At 42.8% G+C, this 18,026-nt stretch carries 18 protein-coding genes; 10 read left to right on the top strand and 8 right to left on the bottom strand.

Going from position 1 to position 18,026, the window contains the following annotated elements; translation table 11 throughout:
• Nucleotides 1–329 precede the first annotated feature (329 nt).
• The 3 genes from LCM11_RS15530 to LCM11_RS15520 form a co-directional block, all read right to left on the bottom strand.
• A complete protein-coding gene (locus tag LCM11_RS15530) occupies nucleotides 330–527 on the bottom strand; it encodes a cold-shock protein (RefSeq protein WP_014642423.1) in 198 nt (65 codons plus the stop codon).
• 194 nt (nucleotides 528–721) lie between these two features.
• On the bottom strand, nucleotides 722–1,579 hold the full coding sequence (locus LCM11_RS15525; RefSeq protein WP_224895195.1) for a hypothetical protein: 858 nt from the start codon (nucleotides 1,577–1,579) through the stop codon (nucleotides 722–724).
• 21 nt (nucleotides 1,580–1,600) lie between these two features.
• Complete coding sequence (locus LCM11_RS15520) at nucleotides 1,601–2,428, bottom strand: alpha/beta fold hydrolase (RefSeq protein WP_224895193.1); 828 nt, start codon at nucleotides 2,426–2,428, stop codon at nucleotides 1,601–1,603.
• A gap of 97 nt (nucleotides 2,429–2,525) precedes the next feature.
• Here LCM11_RS15520 and LCM11_RS15515 point away from each other — a divergent pair, with 97 nt between their 5' ends.
• Nucleotides 2,526–3,296, top strand: a complete 771-nt coding sequence (locus LCM11_RS15515) for a cobalamin-binding protein (RefSeq protein WP_224895191.1) — start codon at nucleotides 2,526–2,528, stop codon at nucleotides 3,294–3,296.
• Between the two features lie 24 nt (nucleotides 3,297–3,320).
• Here the strand turns inward: LCM11_RS15515 and LCM11_RS15510 are convergent, their stop codons facing one another.
• Nucleotides 3,321–4,127 (bottom strand): MBL fold metallo-hydrolase, encoded by an 807-nt coding sequence (locus tag LCM11_RS15510; protein WP_263622616.1) that lies wholly within the window; start codon nucleotides 4,125–4,127, stop codon nucleotides 3,321–3,323.
• 89 nt (nucleotides 4,128–4,216) lie between these two features.
• Nucleotides 4,217–5,617 carry a Na+/H+ antiporter NhaC gene (gene nhaC, locus LCM11_RS15505; protein WP_224895188.1) on the bottom strand — a complete coding sequence of 467 codons (1,401 nt, stop codon included), beginning with the start codon at nucleotides 5,615–5,617 and terminating at the stop codon, nucleotides 4,217–4,219.
• A 1,245-nt stretch (nucleotides 5,618–6,862) separates the two neighbouring features.
• On the opposite strand from nhaC, the gene LCM11_RS15500 reads away from it, so the two are divergent.
• The 4 genes from LCM11_RS15500 to LCM11_RS15485 all read left to right on the top strand — a co-directional run bounded on the left by LCM11_RS15500 (nucleotide 6,863) and on the right by LCM11_RS15485 (nucleotide 9,042).
• The gene (locus LCM11_RS15500) at nucleotides 6,863–7,600 is read left to right on the top strand and encodes an AzlC family ABC transporter permease (protein ID WP_224895187.1); all 738 of its coding nucleotides are present in this window, start codon (nucleotides 6,863–6,865) and stop codon (nucleotides 7,598–7,600) included.
• Nucleotides 7,597–7,890: an AzlD domain-containing protein gene (locus tag LCM11_RS15495; protein ID WP_224895186.1), complete on the top strand. Its 294-nt coding sequence runs from the start codon at nucleotides 7,597–7,599 to the stop codon at nucleotides 7,888–7,890. Before LCM11_RS15500 ends, LCM11_RS15495 begins: the two co-directional genes overlap by 4 nt.
• A 60-nt stretch (nucleotides 7,891–7,950) precedes the next feature.
• Entirely contained in the window at nucleotides 7,951–8,406 is a 456-nt protein-coding gene (locus tag LCM11_RS15490) for a hypothetical protein (protein ID WP_224895184.1), read from the top strand.
• 99 nt (nucleotides 8,407–8,505) lie between these two features.
• A complete protein-coding gene (locus tag LCM11_RS15485; RefSeq protein ID WP_224895183.1) occupies nucleotides 8,506–9,042 on the top strand; it encodes a GNAT family N-acetyltransferase in 537 nt (178 codons plus the stop codon).
• A 47-nt stretch (nucleotides 9,043–9,089) separates the two neighbouring features.
• On the opposite strand, the gene LCM11_RS15480 is transcribed toward LCM11_RS15485, so the two are convergent.
• The gene (locus LCM11_RS15480) at nucleotides 9,090–9,962 is read right to left on the bottom strand and encodes a cation diffusion facilitator family transporter (protein ID WP_224895182.1); all 873 of its coding nucleotides are present in this window, start codon (nucleotides 9,960–9,962) and stop codon (nucleotides 9,090–9,092) included.
• Nucleotides 9,963–10,294: 332 nt separating this feature from the next.
• On the opposite strand from LCM11_RS15480, the gene wrbA reads away from it, so the two are divergent.
• From wrbA to LCM11_RS15465, 3 genes are all read left to right on the top strand, one after another.
• The gene (gene wrbA / locus LCM11_RS15475) at nucleotides 10,295–10,900 is read left to right on the top strand and encodes an NAD(P)H:quinone oxidoreductase (RefSeq protein WP_224895181.1); all 606 of its coding nucleotides are present in this window, start codon (nucleotides 10,295–10,297) and stop codon (nucleotides 10,898–10,900) included.
• A 523-nt stretch (nucleotides 10,901–11,423) separates the two neighbouring features.
• Nucleotides 11,424–11,666 (top strand): IDEAL domain-containing protein, encoded by a 243-nt coding sequence (locus LCM11_RS15470; RefSeq protein ID WP_224895180.1) that lies wholly within the window; start codon nucleotides 11,424–11,426, stop codon nucleotides 11,664–11,666.
• A 398-nt stretch (nucleotides 11,667–12,064) separates the two neighbouring features.
• Nucleotides 12,065–12,913 carry a D-alanyl-D-alanine carboxypeptidase family protein gene (locus LCM11_RS15465; protein ID WP_224895179.1) on the top strand — a complete coding sequence of 283 codons (849 nt, stop codon included), beginning with the start codon at nucleotides 12,065–12,067 and terminating at the stop codon, nucleotides 12,911–12,913.
• Nucleotides 12,914–12,953: 40 nt separating this feature from the next.
• Here the strand turns inward: LCM11_RS15465 and LCM11_RS15460 are convergent, their stop codons facing one another.
• A complete protein-coding gene (locus LCM11_RS15460; protein ID WP_224895178.1) occupies nucleotides 12,954–13,574 on the bottom strand; it encodes an NAD(P)-dependent oxidoreductase in 621 nt (206 codons plus the stop codon).
• 102 nt (nucleotides 13,575–13,676) lie between these two features.
• Here LCM11_RS15460 and LCM11_RS15455 point away from each other — a divergent pair, with 102 nt between their 5' ends.
• Nucleotides 13,677–14,972 (top strand): MFS transporter, encoded by a 1,296-nt coding sequence (locus LCM11_RS15455; protein ID WP_224895177.1) that lies wholly within the window; start codon nucleotides 13,677–13,679, stop codon nucleotides 14,970–14,972.
• A gap of 335 nt (nucleotides 14,973–15,307) precedes the next feature.
• Here the strand turns inward: LCM11_RS15455 and LCM11_RS15450 are convergent, their stop codons facing one another.
• Nucleotides 15,308–16,219 (bottom strand): zinc dependent phospholipase C family protein, encoded by a 912-nt coding sequence (locus LCM11_RS15450; RefSeq protein ID WP_224895176.1) that lies wholly within the window; start codon nucleotides 16,217–16,219, stop codon nucleotides 15,308–15,310.
• Between the two features lie 348 nt (nucleotides 16,220–16,567).
• On the opposite strand from LCM11_RS15450, the gene fumC reads away from it, so the two are divergent.
• Complete coding sequence (gene fumC, locus LCM11_RS15445; protein WP_224895175.1) at nucleotides 16,568–17,956, top strand: class II fumarate hydratase; 1,389 nt, start codon at nucleotides 16,568–16,570, stop codon at nucleotides 17,954–17,956.
• Nucleotides 17,957–18,026: the final 70 nt, after the last annotated feature.

Raw genomic sequence — 18,026 nt, 5'->3', positions numbered from 1 at the left:
AGCTGGGTAACCAGCTCCTGCCATTTTTTATTAGTGATCTATATGCTGTAGGAATAGTGAACCAAGATGAAGAAGTCTTATTAATAAACATAAAAGGGCTTATTACGCTAAAGGCCCGGTTACTGTAAAATTCAGTTGCGAGATATTGTATGGAAAAGGGGCTTCAGGGCCGGAAAGCGAAATCGTCCCACTGAGGACCTTCTGCTCAACAAATATCTCGAAAACAAGTCTTCACGTAACGGGAGCTTACCTGTTAAATCAACAATGAGATGGAATGGAATTTAAGCATAATAAAAAGACTCCCTGTTAGGGGAGTCTTTTTTAGGTATTTATTTACGAACGTTAGAAGCTTGTGGTCCGCGTTGTCCTTCTTCGATTTCGAAAGTTACAACTTGACCTTCTTCTAGAGATTTGAAACCTTCTTCTTGAATAGCAGAGAAGTGAACGAAGACGTCGTCTTGGCCTTCTACTTCGATAAATCCAAAACCTTTTTCTGCATTAAACCATTTTACTGTACCTTCAACCATGTACAAAAACCTCCTGTGTGGAAATATTCCACATTGTATTACTATTCTTGCCCTTCAAGTTCAATCAAGACGACATCTTTGAAACATCTTCTCTTGCATGAATCTGATCGAACAACAATAATTAACCATAGTATAGCAGAAGCCCATTAAGAAAGAAAGCTTTTCAGGAAAAAACTTTCTCCTGACACCCCCGTTTACTCCTGAGGCTGAATGGTATAGGCATGGTTCAGTAAGGAAAAAAGGGATCGCTCCACGAAAGTATCTACGTCTTCTTTAGGCACGGAAGCTAAATCTCCAACTGATCGGCCGTTATCCAGGAGATGCTTTACGACGATCCAGCCCGTAAAGTTCGCTTCTTTTTCATATCCAGAAGCGCCTGTTCCTTTTGTGAAGGAAAAAAGGGCTTCATAGTCTGTCCGACTTAAATGAGGGATGATATTAATCATAATGCGATTTGGCTCCCTGCTGCATTTTTCACGGCTCCACAGGAGTTCTGTTTTTACATTTGCCTGTTTATTCATGAGCTGCCGGGCTGTATGCAAGGCAATGCCTTCCTGAAAGATTAATTGGGCAAGGGTACGAGTCTGGCTTGGCGCGAGACCCGATTTGCAGCAATGGACGACGCGGACAATTTCCTGAAGCAGCTTGAACTCATTCCAATCTGTTTCAATAGGAAAACAAAGCGTATATTCATGATCTTGTTCCAGAATGAATGGTTCTGTTTCAAACGTTCCTACGAAAAACAACAGAGTCAGTGAAATAGGCTCATCATATTGTAGAGCTTGTTTAACAGGAGTGACTAATTCCTGTAAGTTCACTTCATCCATTTCAAAGTATTTGATTCTATCATAGACGAGAGAGTATTTATCCCAGGCATAGTTCAGCATTTCTTTTTCGAATTGATCTTTCTCGTAGCCGGGAGGGACAAAAGTAAATCCGTAATGTTCCTTCCATAATTCATAACGGCGCTCAGGGTCAGCATTTTCAAGGGAGGCTTTATCATAAAAAAACAGGAAGCGGTCCAGCATTTGTTTAATTTTTAAATCATCCACGATGATCCTCCTCAGTTTAATTTATCGTGATAGAAACTCGAGACGCTTGTTCCAAACCTGCTGCGCATTTTTACCAATCCAAATCAAATGGCTGTCTGCATCTACTTCAAAGATTTCACAATCTGGGGCCCTGGACTTTAATAGGAGAGCATGGGTATAAGGGACACTTTTATCTTTTTGGGAATACATCCCCAGTACAGGAACCTGAATCCTGGATATATCCGTGGTTACGGAATGGTCAATATCAAGACTGAACCCTTTTCCTGACTGGGAGGTTGCTAGCATCTCATAGATAAACCTGCGATCATTAGGGGACAGGCGTTCTAAGTATTCTTCAGGATCTTCTGTCGTCATTTCTGAAATCAATTGTTTCATAATAAGGTCCGGGAAGAATTTAAGCATGGTTTTCAAACTACCCCACACCATCCGTTCGGCTGGACCAAATAGAACTCTGGCTTTTTGCTTCACAGCCTCTTCCCATGGTGAAGTAAGAGCAGCTTCCATGATTAATTTAGATACCCGTGACGGATGGTTCACCGCTAAAGCAATACCTGTAGGACCAGCTGCTGAGATAGCAATAACTTTGACTGTTTCAATATTTAAATGATCGAGTATTTCGATGATCGTTTCGGCGAAAATCTCTGGGCTTTTGCCGGTCGAAACTTCAGTATAGTCGTAGCCGGGACGGGAGACGGTCAGAAGAGAGAAGCCCTCATAAATAAGGCTGCTGTGGGACAAATCAGTCTCTCTGGTGGAATGGCCTCCTTTTAATAGAAGCACAGCAGGACCTGTGCCTTTATATGTATATTCAACAATTCCTTTGGAAGTATCCAGTAGTGTGGCAGTCATCGGGATCATCCCTTTCTTCCTTTTTTCATTACCTTAAATATAAGCTATAATAAAAGAAAATGAAACATCAGAGGATTCTGAAAAAAGAGGTGGAATTGTGAGGATTGTGTCGATATGCCCCAGTAACACTGAACTTGTAGCCTATCTCGGTCAAACGGCTCTGTTGGTTGGTGTCGACAATTATTCTGATTATCCTGAGGAGGTGAAGGATCTTCCAAAACTTGGTCCTGACCTCTCCATAGATATGGATGCCGTCGAGCAGCTGAAACCGGATCTGGTCCTTGCTTCTCTATCTGTTCCAGGAATGGAGAAGAATATAGAAGGGTTAAAAGAGAGAGAGCTACCTTATATTATTTTAGATCCGAACAGTTTGAAAGAGATCGCAGACGATTTAAAGGTAGTTGGAGATAAGCTCGGGATGAAAGAGCTTGGAGAAGAAAAAGCAGAAACATTCTTAAATGAGATTGAGGCGTGCAGACAGGGAGCGCTCACCCGTGGCGATCAACCTTCTCTGTACTGGGAATGGTGGCCCAAGCCCATCTTCACTCCCGGTAAAGCCAACTGGTTAACTGAGATTAGTGAATTGGCCGGAGCACGTAACATCTTCGATACAGAATCAGAAGCAAGTGTTCAGACGGACTGGGAAAATGTGAAACTTAGGAACCCGGATCACATTTGTATGGTATGGGTCGGGGTGAAGGAAGAGAAAATGAATCCAGACCTGGTACGGAAACGTCCAGGCTGGTCTGAAATGAAGGCAGTTCAGGAAGATCGTATACACGTACTTGAAGAATCCTTCTTTTGCCGGCCTAGTCCAAGGCTGCTGGAAGGATTGAAAAAGTTAATAGCTGTTTTAAGCGAAAAGTAAGGCAGCCAAAGGCTGCCTTACACATTAGTGAAGCTTATTTTTATGCTTAGGAACGGCAAGTTCTTTAAAGTTTTCAGCCAGGTGATCCAGCTGATCGGCTAAAAGTTCACCGTCCATAGGCAGTCCGTGACCTGTAATAGCAACTCGCGGCTGCAGAGCGGAAAGCTTTTTAACGGACCTTTCAGCTTCTTCCCAGTTATGAGTGAAATAAGCTGGCGGTCCATGTACGTGCTGATGCTGGATGAAAACGGCCATGCTTGATTCCTGCTTTACTGTAATAAAAGCATCGCCTGAAATAAGTGTTCGGTCCTCATCCCTGAATAAAGCAACATGTCCCGGGGTATGCCCTGGTGTATGAATGGTGCGCCATCCCTGTAAGAAGGGGATAGAACCGTCTTTGGGAAGAGGATAAATATATTGACTCAAGTCTACGGGATCTGTTGGAAAGAACGGAGATAAAATTGAAAATAAGCCTCCGCCAACCGTAGCATCCCCCACTGGGTAGTCCCTCTTTCCAGTTACATAATCCATTTCTTGCGGGTGAACGTAAATTGGGACGTTCCAGTGGTCGGCTAATTTTTTCGCTGAGCCTACATGGTCAAAGTGACCGTGGGTCAATATGATAGCCTGCGGGGGCGTAGAGCCGTAGCGTTTTTGGGCGGCTTCTATAATACGTTTAGCATAATGTCCTATGCCGCAGTCGACAAGGACCCATTCTCTTGCACCCTCTGCCCCGATAAAGATCACGTTAACAATTAAAGTTCGATAGAAAGCGACGTCTGGAAGCGTTTCTTCCGCAACTGCCTGATCCATATGCCATCCATTGTCCATTTCATCTTGATGTCCGTATTTATCCACGTCTCCACCTCTTTTTTTATAGTTTGGTTGGAGACAAAGGTTCTATACACTAAGTTGTAGGATTAGCTCGTTGCTTTCTGCTTTTCTGCGGCTTGTGTAGTCAGTGTTTTGCCGGTAAAACCAAAAATAATGGTTAACACTGGACAAAGCAGGCAGAAAAAAGCGAATGGAAGGTACTCAAGGACAGGAACACCAAGTACGTCAGATAGAAATACACCACAAACGCTCCATGGCACCAACGGATTAATTACCGTTCCTGCATCTTCCAGAGTCCTGGATAAATTTTTACGAGCTAAGCCGGCTTTTTCATAAATATCCTGGTAAGCTTCTCCTGTAAGCAAAATGGAAAGGTACTGTTCCCCGATCGCCAGATTAATGCCGATCGCCGTTAAGGCGGTGGAAAGTGTAGCAGAACGTGCCGATTTTAACCCGGATTGAACACGAGCTAATATTGAAGGAATAACTCCAGTTTTGAAAAACAGTCCACCTAGAGCAAGAGCTAAAATGACGAGCGCAATTGTAAACAGCATGTCGTTCATGCCTCCGCGAGTTAGCAAATTATTCACAGCATCATTGCTGGTGTCCGCTGTGTATCCGTTAAACCACGTGCTCCAGAGTGCAGACCATTCCATAACTCCTCTGAAACCCGCTAACAGAATAGCAACTAAACTGCTTACCGCAAGGGAAATAAAGGCTGGACGCTTTGAAACAGCCATCACTACAAGAACCAATAAAGGGAGCCAGGAACTCCAGTGAATGACTCCTGCTTCCGCTAAACCATTTTGAAAACCGGCTAATTGTTCCGGTGAGACCTGCTGACCAGGAGAGAGAAGGATAAATGCAAGTGCTGACAGGATAAAGGCAGGAATTGTGGTCCAGCTCATATTTTTAATATGATCAAACAAATCCACTTTGACTACAGTGGAGGCGAGATTGGTCGTATCAGACAAGGGCGACATTTTGTCACCAAAGAAGGCACCTGAAACAACCGCACCAGCGGTCATGGCCAGGGGAAGGTCCATGGTCTGTGCGGCGCCAATAAAAGCGACCCCGACGGTAGCTGCTGTTGTGAACGAACTGCCAAGAGCAACTCCGACAATGGCTGTCACAGCAAAAGCAATAGCCAAAAACCATGGCCCGCCTGCTAAGTAAAAAGCTGTATCCATCAATACGGGAATCGTGCCGCTGGCCATCCAGCTTGCAATGAGTATCCCAATTAAGAAAAATAACAGCACAGCCCCCATTCCGGTCTGGGCCCCCTGCACCATTCCATGCTGTAGTTCCTGAAAACTTACTTTCTTTAACATTCCGTACGTAACCATAAGAAGAATTCCAATTAGAATAGGGATATGCGGAACGGTTTGAATTTCAATGATAAAATAACTGATGATTCCAATGACTAATAATAGGATTAAACTTGATTCTACCACTCCTGGCAGTTTTTTAGGCTGTAGGTGAAGCATAGTAATTCCTCCTCGAATAGTTAAGATCTGTTCATTCTCAGTGTTAGTTATCGAATATTCACCTTTCGCCTATAGAAAGGTGGTTCTTCTGCCAGGGGATATCAGAAGGTTTTGAATGATAACTTGTTTTTTAAGAATTAACGAAACTTGTATGAATACAAAATAAAAAGACTTCATCCCAAAATTACAGGGACGAAGCCTTCGCTCCGCGGTACCACCCTCGTTGGTAAGACATACATACCCACTCGTCTGGTGTATCACTGGTAAAGAATTCTGTAATTCAAAAATAGTAAGACCTGAATTTCCACCTGTCATTCAGTCTCTGATTGCTGTCCTTCTATCTTTTACTTCGGAATTCATGATACGGATTGTTTTTTACTTGAACGCTTTTAAGTGATGAAGTGTATTAGTTCTATTATCGTAAAAGAAGTGAAGAAAATTGTCAATCAGTTTTAGAAAATCAATTCACCCTCACATTGCGTTAGTTATTTCCAGTAAGTAATGGTGTCTTAATAATTGCCCAGGTGCTTATTAAAGAAAAGCTCCCGTTAGCGAAAGACTCAGTTCCGAGATAAATTGGGTCCTTTACGTTAAATGGAGATGGGCTGGTTGGGAAATAACTCGCTTTCCTATGGGGGAACGGTGAGCTTCCTCGCTCGTTTCACTCCCTGCGGGATCTCACCTAGTTCCTTCTCCCATGGGAGTCTCGCCATTTCCCCACCAACCCAACGATAGGAAGAAAAACGGACCTTTTGAAAAAGAGGAATTGTTCATAACTCATTTGCAATAAACGCCTTTATATCAACGTTTTCCACTGTAAGGAAGGAGAAATTAGGAAATAGTTCCCTGATATCATGATAACGAAGCAGGTAAGATTCAGAGTGATTTCGAGTTTCTGATCTGGCAAGGTCCGGAGGGGGACGATGAAGACTCCTGTGGGATGAACATGATCGGTAAGATCCCGGAAGGCGAAGCCTGAGGAAGCTTACCACATATAAGAAGTTCGACTAAGACCGCCACGTCCTGTGGCAACGTCGAACGACCCTGCGTCGTGCAGGGCCGGAAAGCGGAATCGTCCCCCGCAGGACCTTCACTCTAACCTAATATCTCGAAATCGAGTCTTACACAATCCGGCCCTATTGTTGAATAAGGTTTTTATAATGAATTAATAAGGTTTAAAATCTTCCAATCTCATGGATTCATTGTGTATAATAGTGGAAATTTGGTTGAGAGGGAGGGAAGTAAATGCAGTCCCAAGCTGTTAAACAGTCTGGAACAGCAGGCCGCATACATATGATTCGAAGGGGGATGATCGCTGGTTCTCCGATCATGCTCGGCTATTTGCCAATTGCTCTTACCTATGGGGTTCTTGCCAGTCAATCGGGTATGAGTAACTCAGAACTGACGCTCATGAGTCTCCTCGTTTTTGCGGGTGCTGCTCAATTTTTAGCGGTCGGAATGCTGGCCGCCGGTACAGGGGCTTTTGAAATAGTAATAGCAACATTTGTATTGAACTTTAGACATTTTGTGATGAGTTTCTCTTTTGTGAATCGGTTGAAAAAGATCGCGTTCAGAGCGAAGCTTCCGATGACTCTCGGTCTTACAGATGAAACGTTTACTGTATCCTCTCTTTATCGCAGAGAAGCAAAGCAGGATTATGGAGCTTACTTTTTCTCAGCTCTTATTTTAACTGCTTATGTTTCCTGGGTAGGAGGATCCTACCTCGGAGGCGTTCTTGGAGATATTATGCCTCAAAGATTGAGCGAAAGCATGGGGGTCGCACTTTATGCTATGTTCATAGGTTTGTTAGTTCCCTCTGTGAAAAAACATTATCGAATTGCGGTAGTTGCTGTTTTAGCTATGATTATTAATTATCTGGCCCAGCAAATCGGCTTCAGTCAGGGGTGGGCTATTGTTATTGGTACAGTTGCCGGAGGATGCAGCGGCATCTGGATCTTATCCGAAGAGGAGGAAGACCTATGATCATCTGGATGATTATCGGAATGGCTCTTGTAACGGCCATCCCCAGAGTACTGCCGGCCTTTATAGTAGATATTGTGTCGTTTCCAAAATGGGTAGACCGTTGGTTAAATGCTATTCCTTATGCAGCACTTGGAGCTTTAATTTTTCCTGGTATTCTAAGCGTAAAGCCGGAAGCTCCTCAAATTGGGGTAATTGCCGGTTTAACCGCTGTGCTATTAGCGTGGCTGGATCTTCATATTATTCTGGTCGTTCTTGGAGCCATCGCATCAGTGTTTCTTTTAACATTATAATCACGCCCGCCCATCCGGTGCATATCGTATAGGGATACTTCCGGAAAGGGATTGATCGTGATGGATAGACAACAAGGATTCCCATTTGGACAAAACTTTGGAATTCCCGGGCAGGGACAGGGGGGGCAGTTCGGACCAGGCAGCCCATTTGGAGGCCCACCTCAAGGCCCGCCATTTGGAGGAGGCCCTGGTCAGCCGCCGCAAGGTCCGCCATTCGGAGGAGGTCCTGGCCAGCCGCCCCAGGGTCCGCCAACTGGGGGAGGTTTACAATTACCGCCGCCTCCTTCTTCACCTCCGTCCCAACAAGGGGCTTCCGTGTATGCTGTAGATCCTGGATCGCTGTATGGATGTTTATATCGGTACACTTGGGTCAGACTGGAAAATGGACGCTCTTTCTGGTTTTATCCAACATTCATAGGGAGAACTTCTGTTGCTGGTTACCGATGGCAGCGGAGAAGACGTCAATGGGTTTACACGGGCTTCGATACCCGTTTAATTTCAAATTTTCAATGTTAATAATAATGGCGCCACTCTCTGGCGCCATTTCTTTTTATAGAATAGAATGAATTATGTTACAATTAAGGATAGAGAATATGCAGAAGGGAAGACGATCCTATGCCGGAGCTTAGATTGGCACGTTTAGAAGACGCAGAAACGGTAGCGAATATCCATGTAGCCAGCTGGAAATCTACATACAAAGATCTCCTCGATGAAAGGGATGTAAGTAATATAACGGTTGAAAATCGAATTGCTCTTTGGCAGACCATATTAAGGAAACCTGTAAATGGGCAGATTGCCTACGTCATAGAAAATGATAACCGGGAAGTGGTTGGGTTTGTCTCTGGCGGAAAAGAACGTACCAGAAACTACGGCTATGATGGTGAAATATATGCCATTTACCTTCTCGATGAGTATCAGGGCCAAGGTTATGGAACGCTCTTGATCCGAACGTTTGCACGAGCAATGAAGGGAGCGGGTTATAAATCACTGCTAGTATGGGTGTTAACTCATAATCCTTCCAGCCAATTTTATATAAAACTGGGTGCTCACCCGGTAGAAGCTGAGAAAGTAACGATTGGGCAAGGTACCTATGAAGAAACAGCTTATGGATGGAAAACGATAGAAGAATTAGCTGAAGAGGCAGCTAATTAAACAAAGCGGTCACGATATTTTCGTGACCGCTTTGTTCGTTTAAGGTATTAATCTTTTTCAAAAGGCTCAATGTGGATGTGGGCATAAAGGATACGGTGTTCTTTTTCTAAAGTGTTTTCCACATCGTCCGTGATGGTATGGCCTTGTTCGATGGTAATATGAGGATTTACGTGAATGGTGGCTTCCACAAGTGTCTGATTGCCCTGCAGCCGAGCTTTAACATCTTTAACGGCCCACACATCTGGATGTTTTGAAATAGTTTCTCGTATGCTTTCAATTTCTTCCTCATCGAATCCGTCCGTTAAACTGTGTGTGGAGTCTCTAAATATATCCCAGGCTGTCTTGCAAATAATCAAACCAACGATTAGTCCCGCTAAAGGGTCAAGCCAAAAAGCCCCGAATTGAGCGCCAAATATACCTATGGCAGCTCCTATACTGACCAAAGCATCAGACCGGTTATCCTGTGCTGCAGCATATAAAGCGTTACTATCTATTTTCCTGGAAAGATTAAGATTGTATCGGTACACAAAATACATAATGGCGGCTGCTGTCAGTGCTGTCCAAGCTGTGAGTAATCGAGGTTCAGTGACTTCTTGATTGATAATGTCCTGTATGGTCCCGATGATCACTTCAATCCCGACGGTCATCATAATAAATGCCGCGACAAGGGAAGCAATCGTCTCGGCTCTGAAATGCCCGTAATGGTGGTCCTGATCAGGAGGCTTTCGGGAGATCTTAAGACCAATCAGCACAGCTACAGAAGCAATAACGTCGGTCGTATTATTCAGACCATCAGCTCTAAGTGCTTCTGAATTACCTATGGATGCAATCGTAAGTTTAGCTGCAGCCAGAACTAAATAGACGATGATACTAATCCAGGCTCCTTTTTCTCCCTTTTTTATATTTTGATATTCGCTCATCTTTTGTAACCCCCGTGTCTTCTTTGAAAGCTTGACTTAGCTTACCAAATACATGATTGATGAGTCTAGAGAAAAAAAGCTTTCCATACGCAGATTGCTTGGTCAGGACTAGGATGTTTGCATTCATTCAAAAATAAAAAATCGAATGCTATGTATAGTAAATCTAAAGCTTATGTTAACCAAGTGTAAGGACTATATAAAATATCTCGAATTAAAGAATCTTTAGTTTGAGTTTTATTCTGGCAGGGTATATAATTTTAATGAATCCAAGCGGTTCGATTGGAAACCATAAGAAAATAGGTAATGAGCAACTAATCAAAGGAGAGATACTCATGGCAAATGTAAAATTAGCGGTGATTTACTACAGTTCTACAGGTACCAACTATCAAATGGCTCAATGGGCCGAAGATGCAGCTAAAGAAGCAGGAGCGGAAGTGAAGCTTGTACGTGTCCCAGAAACAGCACCTATGGAAGCTATTGAACAGAATCCATCCTGGAAAGAGCATTATTTAGCAACTAAAGATACAGTAACGGAAGCGAAAATTGATGATTTAGACTGGGCAGATGCTATTATTTTCAGTGCACCGACACGGTTTGGAAATGTACCTGCTCAATTAAAGCAATACATGGATCAGGCAGGCGGTCTATGGTTCCAGGGTAAACTTGTCAATAAAGTTGTCAGTGCCATGACATCCGCTCAAAACCCTCATGGTGGTCAGGAAGCTACACTTCTCAACTTTTATACCACGATGTTCCATTGGGGTGCGATTATTGCTGCACCAGGATACAGTGACAATGCGATCTTTGGAGCAGGCGGAAACCCTTACGGAACAAGTGTAAGTGTGGACGGTGAAGGAAACATGAAAGAAGATGTTGAAGAAGCAGTACGCCACCAAACCCGTCGTACAATTGATGTAGCCAGCAAATTTGTTAACTAAAATTACGAAAACCCTCTTTAAATAGAGGGTTTTTTTTAATAAAGGCTCTGCTTTAGTTTACTGTTGATTTTTAAAAAGGCTTATTGCGCCCTAGGGCAGGTTACAGTAAGACTCCGTTTCGAGATAATTTGGGTCCGTTACGTTAATTATGAAGGGGCTGTGGGGAAATGACTCGTCTTGTTCTATCACCCAGACACTCGAGACATAAGCCGTGTCTTTCAGGGTGATGCCACATTTGAACACTTTCCTGTGGGGGAGCGGTCCAGGAATTCAGTTTGAATAACACAATCCTGCTCTTAAAAGAACCAGAATATGGCTATCATACGTACCTTTTCCTCTGACTACTCCTTTTAATTCTGAAAAATCTAAAAAATTTTAATAGATTAAAAACCCTTTCATGACAAGGCTCAATAGGTTTGATATTCATTAAAACAGGGAAATATATAACTAAATATTCAGAAAACTTATTGCGTTATAAGTTTAAATCCTGCATAATGAAAAAAAGCATGAAGGGGGTATTCTCATGAGAAAGCAAAAAATGGTCTATGTTATACGTCGCGACCCCGATTATAAAGGGAAAGAGATTACGGCTAAAAGAGAATTGTCCTTTGGTATTCAACTAGCTTCACGGTTGTTCCTCGATCAAATGAGTTTTGAGTTTAATAAGGATCGTTTAGATGAAGAAATTAATAAGGCGATTGACAATGGCGACCGTGCAGAATTCGAACGATTGAGTTTACAATATACACCTTATACGTGGGAATAAAATAGATAGTACCAGACCACTGCTCATGCAGTGGTTTTTTTTGTGCTATTGACTTGTTTTCCTACAGTAATTGTTAATATTTAAAGGTTAGTACCGATGTTAATAGTACATAATTTATAAGTCGATAGTTACTGTGCGGGAGGGATAACTTATGGAGCATCACAACATAAAACCAAGTCTATTTCACATAGCAGGTCCTTTTCAAAATAACGTTATGAGTTCCAGGTGCTAGATTTAGTAATCGCAGTCCAATCCATCTGTAGGGTTTGATTAAGAATAACACAGTAGTCCAGGAGTTAGGTGAAGAAAAGGCCGCCTAATGACCGCAGAGAATATACACGGTAAACATCAAAAGTGTTATAGTGGAACTATCATCAAGGTTTAGGTAGGTAATGTCGATGAAACAATTATTAGTCATTTCTGTATCTCTTCTAAGCATTCTGTTAAGTGCTTGCTCGATTACCGAAACATCGAGTGATGAGAATGAGCAGGCAGAACCAGCTTCTGCGAGTGATAAAGAAATAGATTCCAAGGAAAAACCGGCTTTTAAATCTGAAACGGAAGAACCAGGGACAGATTCCTCACAGGAAAAAGAAACCGGGGAATCCTCCCAGAATAAGCAAGAACCTGATGAAACCAGTGAGGAAGGTCTGGTAATTGTAGAGAACCCAGAGAGTATACAGGTAGTTGTTAATAAGAACCGAAAGCTGCCTGAAGGTTACACGCCTCCGGATTTAACGGTTCCAGATGTACCTTTTTATTTTGATGAAGAGCTCCCCAAGAAGCAGATGCGTGAAGAAGCTGCAGGTGCGCTTGAAAAGCTGTTCAAGGCTGCCGATCAAGAGGGACAGGACATTGTAGCCGCTTCTGGATATCGTTCTTATGAACGTCAAAAGAACCTGTTTAAGGGATATATAGAAGAATACGGGGAAGAGAAAGCTAAAACTTTTTCCGCCCGTCCAGGCACGAGTGAACACCAGACAGGTCTTGCTATGGATGTTACCTCTGCCAAAATGTCTTTTAAGCTGGACGAATCATTTCGTGATACTGAGGAAGGCGAGTGGCTTGCCGAACACGCACACAAATACGGCTTTATTATCCGTTATCCTGAAGGTAAACAGGACATTACAGGTTACACCTATGAACCGTGGCACTTAAGATATGTAGGAAAGGATATATCGTCTGAGATTCATAAAGCAGAGGAAACGCTTGAAGAGTTCTTTGGGCATTATCCTTCTGAATCATAAAAGCTCCCCTTCCATGTGTGGAAGGGGATTTTGTTAGGGATTAGTAACAAATCCCTACGCGATGATGAACATATTGATTTTGTAGTAACTCATGAAAAGCAAATAATGCTGTATCCCCAACGGTTACTTTTTTTCCATCTTTGGGAAGAAGATCAGCCTCAGCCCTTACTTCTCCGACAGCATCCCCATCCGGCAAATAAGTGGGACAAACGATAGTCCAATTAAGACTACTTTTTAAAAACTGTTCATATACTTTGGCATGTTCTTCTGCTGCGAACGTTTTCTTCCGCTTGGATTCGGAGGTCTGGAAGCGATACTTACCTGGTTCATATCGACTGTCTAAGATGCCGGCAGTACCAATTGTGACAATTCGATTGATCTGTGCTTCATTCATTCCCTGGATAATTTCCGGGACGGCTTTCGTAAGCGTATCTGTTTTGTCCGTGCTTAAACCACTGAAAACAAGATCAGCACCACTCAAGGTTTTCTTAATATCCTGGGGATTCGTGGCATCCCCATAAATAAAATCAGCCCCGGGAATCAACTCTTCTGCTTTGGATTCGTCTCGTACCAGGGCACTTATTTTGTATCCTTCTGCTAAAGCTAATCTTACCACTTCCTGACCAACACGGCCGGTGGCACCAAAAATAGCAATTCTCATAGTCTCACCTCAAAAATGTTGTAAAAGTTGAATAAAATTCATCTGTTTGACGGAATAGTCTGCTAAGCTTAATGAAATAACAAATTGGCAGGGGGTACCTCGTTGAAAAAGAAACCTGTATGGAGCTGGATGCTTTACGACTTTGGAAATTCTGCTTTCGCAACAACGGTTATGGCTGCGGTCCTTCCCGTTTTTTATTATGATGTAGCGGCCAAAGGGGTAGATCAATCGCTTGCCACGAGTTACTGGGGGTATTCCCAATCTATTGCTGTTCTAATCGTGGCCATTCTCGCTCCCATTCTTGGGGCCATTAGTGACTATTCAGCGGCGAAAAAACGATTTTTAATGTTCTTCGCTTTTATGGGAATGATTGCGAGTGTACTGCTAGCTTTTGTAGGTGAAGGGGATTATGTATTAGCTTCTCTCCTGCTGATTATAGGAACCATCGGTTTTTCAGGAGGGAACGTTTTTTATGATGCTTTCTTGCCGGAAGTGTCAGATGAAAATACGATTGATAAGGTCTCGGCCTATGGATTTGCCTTTGGGTATATAGGCGGTGGCGTGCTGCTCGCTGTTAACCTGCTGATGATTATGAAATATGAGTGGTTTGGACTTCCGGACAGTTTGGCCGGTACACAACTTTCTTTTGTGTCTGTAGGGGTATGGTGGCTGATTTTTTCCATCCCACTTTTTAAAAATATCGTAGAAGAAAAAAAGGTCTATGAGAAACGGACGGCTTCTTATATTTCCATCGGTTTTAACCGAGTAGGGAAAACATTTAAAGAATTGAAGCATTTTAAACAGCTGTTATTATTTCTTTTTGCTTTCTGGTTATATAACGATGGTATTTCCACCATTATAAAGATGGCTACGATTTATGGAAGAGATATAGGAATTGATAGTACGGCTCTTATCACGGCCCTTTTGATTACTCAGTTTGTGGGTATTCCTTTTGCCTTTTTCTTTGGCTGGCTTGCGAAAAAGATTACAGCGAAGCGTGCTTTGATGCTGGCTTTATTTATCTACCTTGCCATCGTAGGTCTTGGGTATTTCATGACGACTGCTCTTCACTTCTATATTCTGGCCGTATGTGTAGGTTTTGTGCAGGGAGGAGCTCAGTCTTTAAGCCGCTCGATCTTTGGGAGAATGGTTCCTGGAGACCGGCATGCAGAATTTTTTGGGTTTTATGGTATATCATCAAAATTCGCTGCTATTTTTGGGCCTTTCGTATTTGCCCTTGTCGGCCAACTGACAGGGTCCAGCCGGCTCGGGATTTTATCACTTATTGTATTTTTTGTAGTCGGTATCCTTTTATTGTATAAGGTGGACATCGATAAAGGAATGAAAGAAGCCCGTCAATACACCGACCCTGATAAAAAGCCTGTCATCCATACGTAAGAGAGGAGCCTATTCCTCTCTTTTTTCATTCTTAATAAGTTATTCAAACGCGACGGATAGAGTAAGACTCGATTTCGAGGTATGGGGTGGAGAGAGGGGCTCCAGGGAACGGCTAGCTTTTCACGGGTCTGCACGACGCAGGGGCGTTCTACTTTGCCACAGGACGTGGCGGTGACGAGCGGCTTGTGTCTCCAGGGTATGGGTGAGAGAGCAAGACGGGTTGTTTCCGTAGCCGCCATCCACAATTGTTTGCAACGGCCACAACTATCTCGAAACTGAGTCGTCCAGTATCGGGAGCTTTTCTCTAAAAATCCATTTGGAGGTATTGCAAAAATTCACACGATGGGATTGCTGAAACGGTTGACGAGTCCTTCTGATAGAGGAGCTCCTGTGTCATACGAGCGGTTGCCCAGAACGACTTTTATTTCATCAAGGCGGCTTCTACTGGGTTCCTCCCAATAAGATAAAATGAGCTGGAACAGAAGTTTTCCTTCCGCGAGGGCCTCTTCATAATGGTCAAGAAAAGAAGACGTATGAGGCTCATTAGTCGCTGGGTGGTGCCAGCGGCTTTTTTGCTCATTGAGATAATCCTTGTCATCGTTAACCGGTTGATGAGAAAAAGAAGAGACCAGGGAACCGAAGTATTTGTTTTTCCATTTCCAGGGGTCATACAGCACACGCTGTGCTAACTGAATATGGCGGTAGGACTGGTGAATAAAGTTATCAGGATAGTCTTCCGATAAGCCTGGGAAATGCGTGTCCAGGAGCAAGTCCATCAGTTGAGCAATAGAAGGCAGCGATCTGCTTTTTATTTCTTTGTGAACTGGATTCTTCCAAGTTTTTATAGAACGGAAGCGATCAAGCATAATCGTGTCAATGATGGTTTCCAGCTCCTGATGTTTATTGGACTCATAACCTGCATGGTAATGGATATAAGGGTGAGTGTGGCGGTCAAGAATGTGGTGACTTACAAATCCAAGAATGAAGGCCTGAAGGTGATTCTTATGATAAGCACCCCGCTCAATCATGTCTATTAAGAGTGGGCCGCATTGTTCGGTATGTAATCTCATCCCCACTTCATCCACGTGTTCGTCTTGAGAAAAAGGCAGGAAATTATGGTAAAAGAACGGATCCGGTCCCTGTGCTCCTAAATGAAGAGAATGGCCGGAAGTCTGAATAAGATCATTTCGATTCAGCTCGTTGCATAATTGATCGACAAATAAGATATGTGTCCAAATATTTGGCATGATTCTCACCTCCAAACTTTATTATAAAGGAATTTGAAAAGAATTCATTAAAAAAGAGCCTGTACAGACAGACTCTTTTTATTCCCACCTAACTGGACCATTTGAAAAGATCGAGCAAAAACAATAATGCTTTTTACCGGGGACCTCCTTCCTTGTGGTATTAAGTACGATTGTTTCTGCCTCCTTTCTTTTATTAAAACTCACTATACACTAAAAACTGAAAATTGTAAATAATCTGATAATAAATTATCGAAAATTGTTTTTTTAAATTTAAGCTTGAGATGAATGTTCAAAAGATTCTTGATACAATAATGGAGGAGCGGATGAACAAAATAAGGAGGATTTATCATGGATTACCGTATAGAAAAAGATACAATTGGTGAGATACAAGTACCGAGTGAAAAATATTGGGGAGCGCAGACCCAGCGAAGTAAACAGAACTTTCCGATCGGTAATGAAAAAATGCCAAAAGAAGTTATCGAAGGCTTTGCGATTTTAAAAAAGAGTGCTGCGAGAGCCAATTTTGAATTGGGATTATTGGAAGAAGAGAAAGCAGATGCTATTGAACACGCTGCGGATCAAATTATTTCCGGTGATCTTGAAGAGCATTTTCCTCTTGTCGTTTGGCAGACAGGAAGCGGCACGCAATCTAATATGAACGTGAACGAAGTTATTGCTTATGTAGGAAATGAATGGCTTAAAAAACAGGAAAGCGAAACGCGCCTGCACCCGAATGATGATGTGAATAAATCACAAAGTTCTAACGATACTTACCCGACAGCTATGCACATAGGAGCTGTTCAGAAACTTGAGGATGTGGTTCTTCCTGCATTAACTCAACTAAAAGATACCTTAAAAGAAAAAATGGAAGCGTTTGACGAGATTGTAAAGATTGGACGTACCCATCTGCAGGACGCAACGCCTCTTACTCTAGGGCAGGAAATCAGCGGCTGGCATCGTATGTTAGATAAAACTGAAAATATGATTAAAGATAGTACGAAGTATGTAAAAGACCTTGCAATTGGCGGTACAGCCGTTGGGACAGGGTTAAATGCTCATGAAGATTTCTCGGAGCAAGTCGTTGCCAAAATCAATGAAGTTACCGGTAAAGAATTTGTTTCAGCACCGAATAAATTTCACGCGCTCACATCTCACGATGAGCTTGTGCATACTCATGGTGCGCTTAAAGCATTAGCTGCAGATCTAATGAAGATTGCGAATGATGTTCGCTGGCTCGCGAGTGGACCTCGATGCGGGATTGGCGAAATTACCATTCCAGCTAATGAACCGGGAAGTTCCATCATGCCAGGGAAAGTTAATCCTACTCAAAGTGAAGCAGTCACTATGGTTTCCGCACAAATTATGGGAAATGATGCGACCATTGGTTTTGCAGCGAGTCAGGGGAATTTTGAACTGAACGTATTTAAACCAGTGATTGCTTATAACTTCCTTCAATCCGCCCAGCTTCTTGCGGACAGTATGGTGTCATTTGAAGAGCGCTGTGTTCGCGGACTTGAACCGAACCACGAGCAAATTGAAAAGAATCTCCGCGATTCGCTTATGCTCGTAACCGCTCTTAATCCTCATATTGGATATGAGAATGCAGCCAAGATTGCTAAAACGGCTTTTGAAAAAAATCAAACATTAAAAGAAACAGCCGTGGAATCTGGTATTTTAACTGCTGAGCAGTTTGATGAATACGTTGATCCAAAGGCAATGACAAAGCCAAACGCATAGAGATTTAATTGTTGTTAGCCATGGAATGAGTCTGTTGAAAACCCTCCATTAATTTCCAGTAATTTTTTTG

The sequence above is a fragment of the Halobacillus halophilus genome (assembly GCF_020171985.1).
Lineage (GTDB): Bacteria > Bacillota > Bacilli > Bacillales > Halobacillaceae > Halobacillus > Halobacillus halophilus_A.
This window is presented reverse-complemented; position numbering and strand designations above follow the sequence as displayed.

Coding starts and splice junctions, on each gene's coding strand:
- LCM11_RS15530 (WP_014642423.1), bottom strand. CDS start 527: ATGGTTGAAGGTACAGTAAAATGGTTTAATGCAGAAAAAGGTTTTGGA.
- LCM11_RS15520 (WP_224895193.1), bottom strand. CDS start 2,428: ATGACTGCCACACTACTGGATACTTCCAAAGGAATTGTTGAATATACA.
- LCM11_RS15510 (WP_263622616.1), bottom strand. CDS start 4,127: ATGGACAATGGATGGCATATGGATCAGGCAGTTGCGGAAGAAACGCTT.
- nhaC (WP_224895188.1), bottom strand. CDS start 5,617: ATGCTTCACCTACAGCCTAAAAAACTGCCAGGAGTGGTAGAATCAAGT.
- LCM11_RS15500 (WP_224895187.1), top strand. CDS start 6,863: ATGCAGTCCCAAGCTGTTAAACAGTCTGGAACAGCAGGCCGCATACAT.
- LCM11_RS15495 (WP_224895186.1), top strand. CDS start 7,597: ATGATCATCTGGATGATTATCGGAATGGCTCTTGTAACGGCCATCCCC.
- LCM11_RS15490 (WP_224895184.1), top strand. CDS start 7,951: ATGGATAGACAACAAGGATTCCCATTTGGACAAAACTTTGGAATTCCC.
- LCM11_RS15485 (WP_224895183.1), top strand. CDS start 8,506: ATGCCGGAGCTTAGATTGGCACGTTTAGAAGACGCAGAAACGGTAGCG.
- LCM11_RS15480 (WP_224895182.1), bottom strand. CDS start 9,962: ATGAGCGAATATCAAAATATAAAAAAGGGAGAAAAAGGAGCCTGGATT.
- wrbA (WP_224895181.1), top strand. CDS start 10,295: ATGGCAAATGTAAAATTAGCGGTGATTTACTACAGTTCTACAGGTACC.
- LCM11_RS15470 (WP_224895180.1), top strand. CDS start 11,424: ATGAGAAAGCAAAAAATGGTCTATGTTATACGTCGCGACCCCGATTAT.
- LCM11_RS15465 (WP_224895179.1), top strand. CDS start 12,065: ATGAAACAATTATTAGTCATTTCTGTATCTCTTCTAAGCATTCTGTTA.
- LCM11_RS15460 (WP_224895178.1), bottom strand. CDS start 13,574: ATGAGAATTGCTATTTTTGGTGCCACCGGCCGTGTTGGTCAGGAAGTG.
- LCM11_RS15450 (WP_224895176.1), bottom strand. CDS start 16,219: ATGCCAAATATTTGGACACATATCTTATTTGTCGATCAATTATGCAAC.
- fumC (WP_224895175.1), top strand. CDS start 16,568: ATGGATTACCGTATAGAAAAAGATACAATTGGTGAGATACAAGTACCG.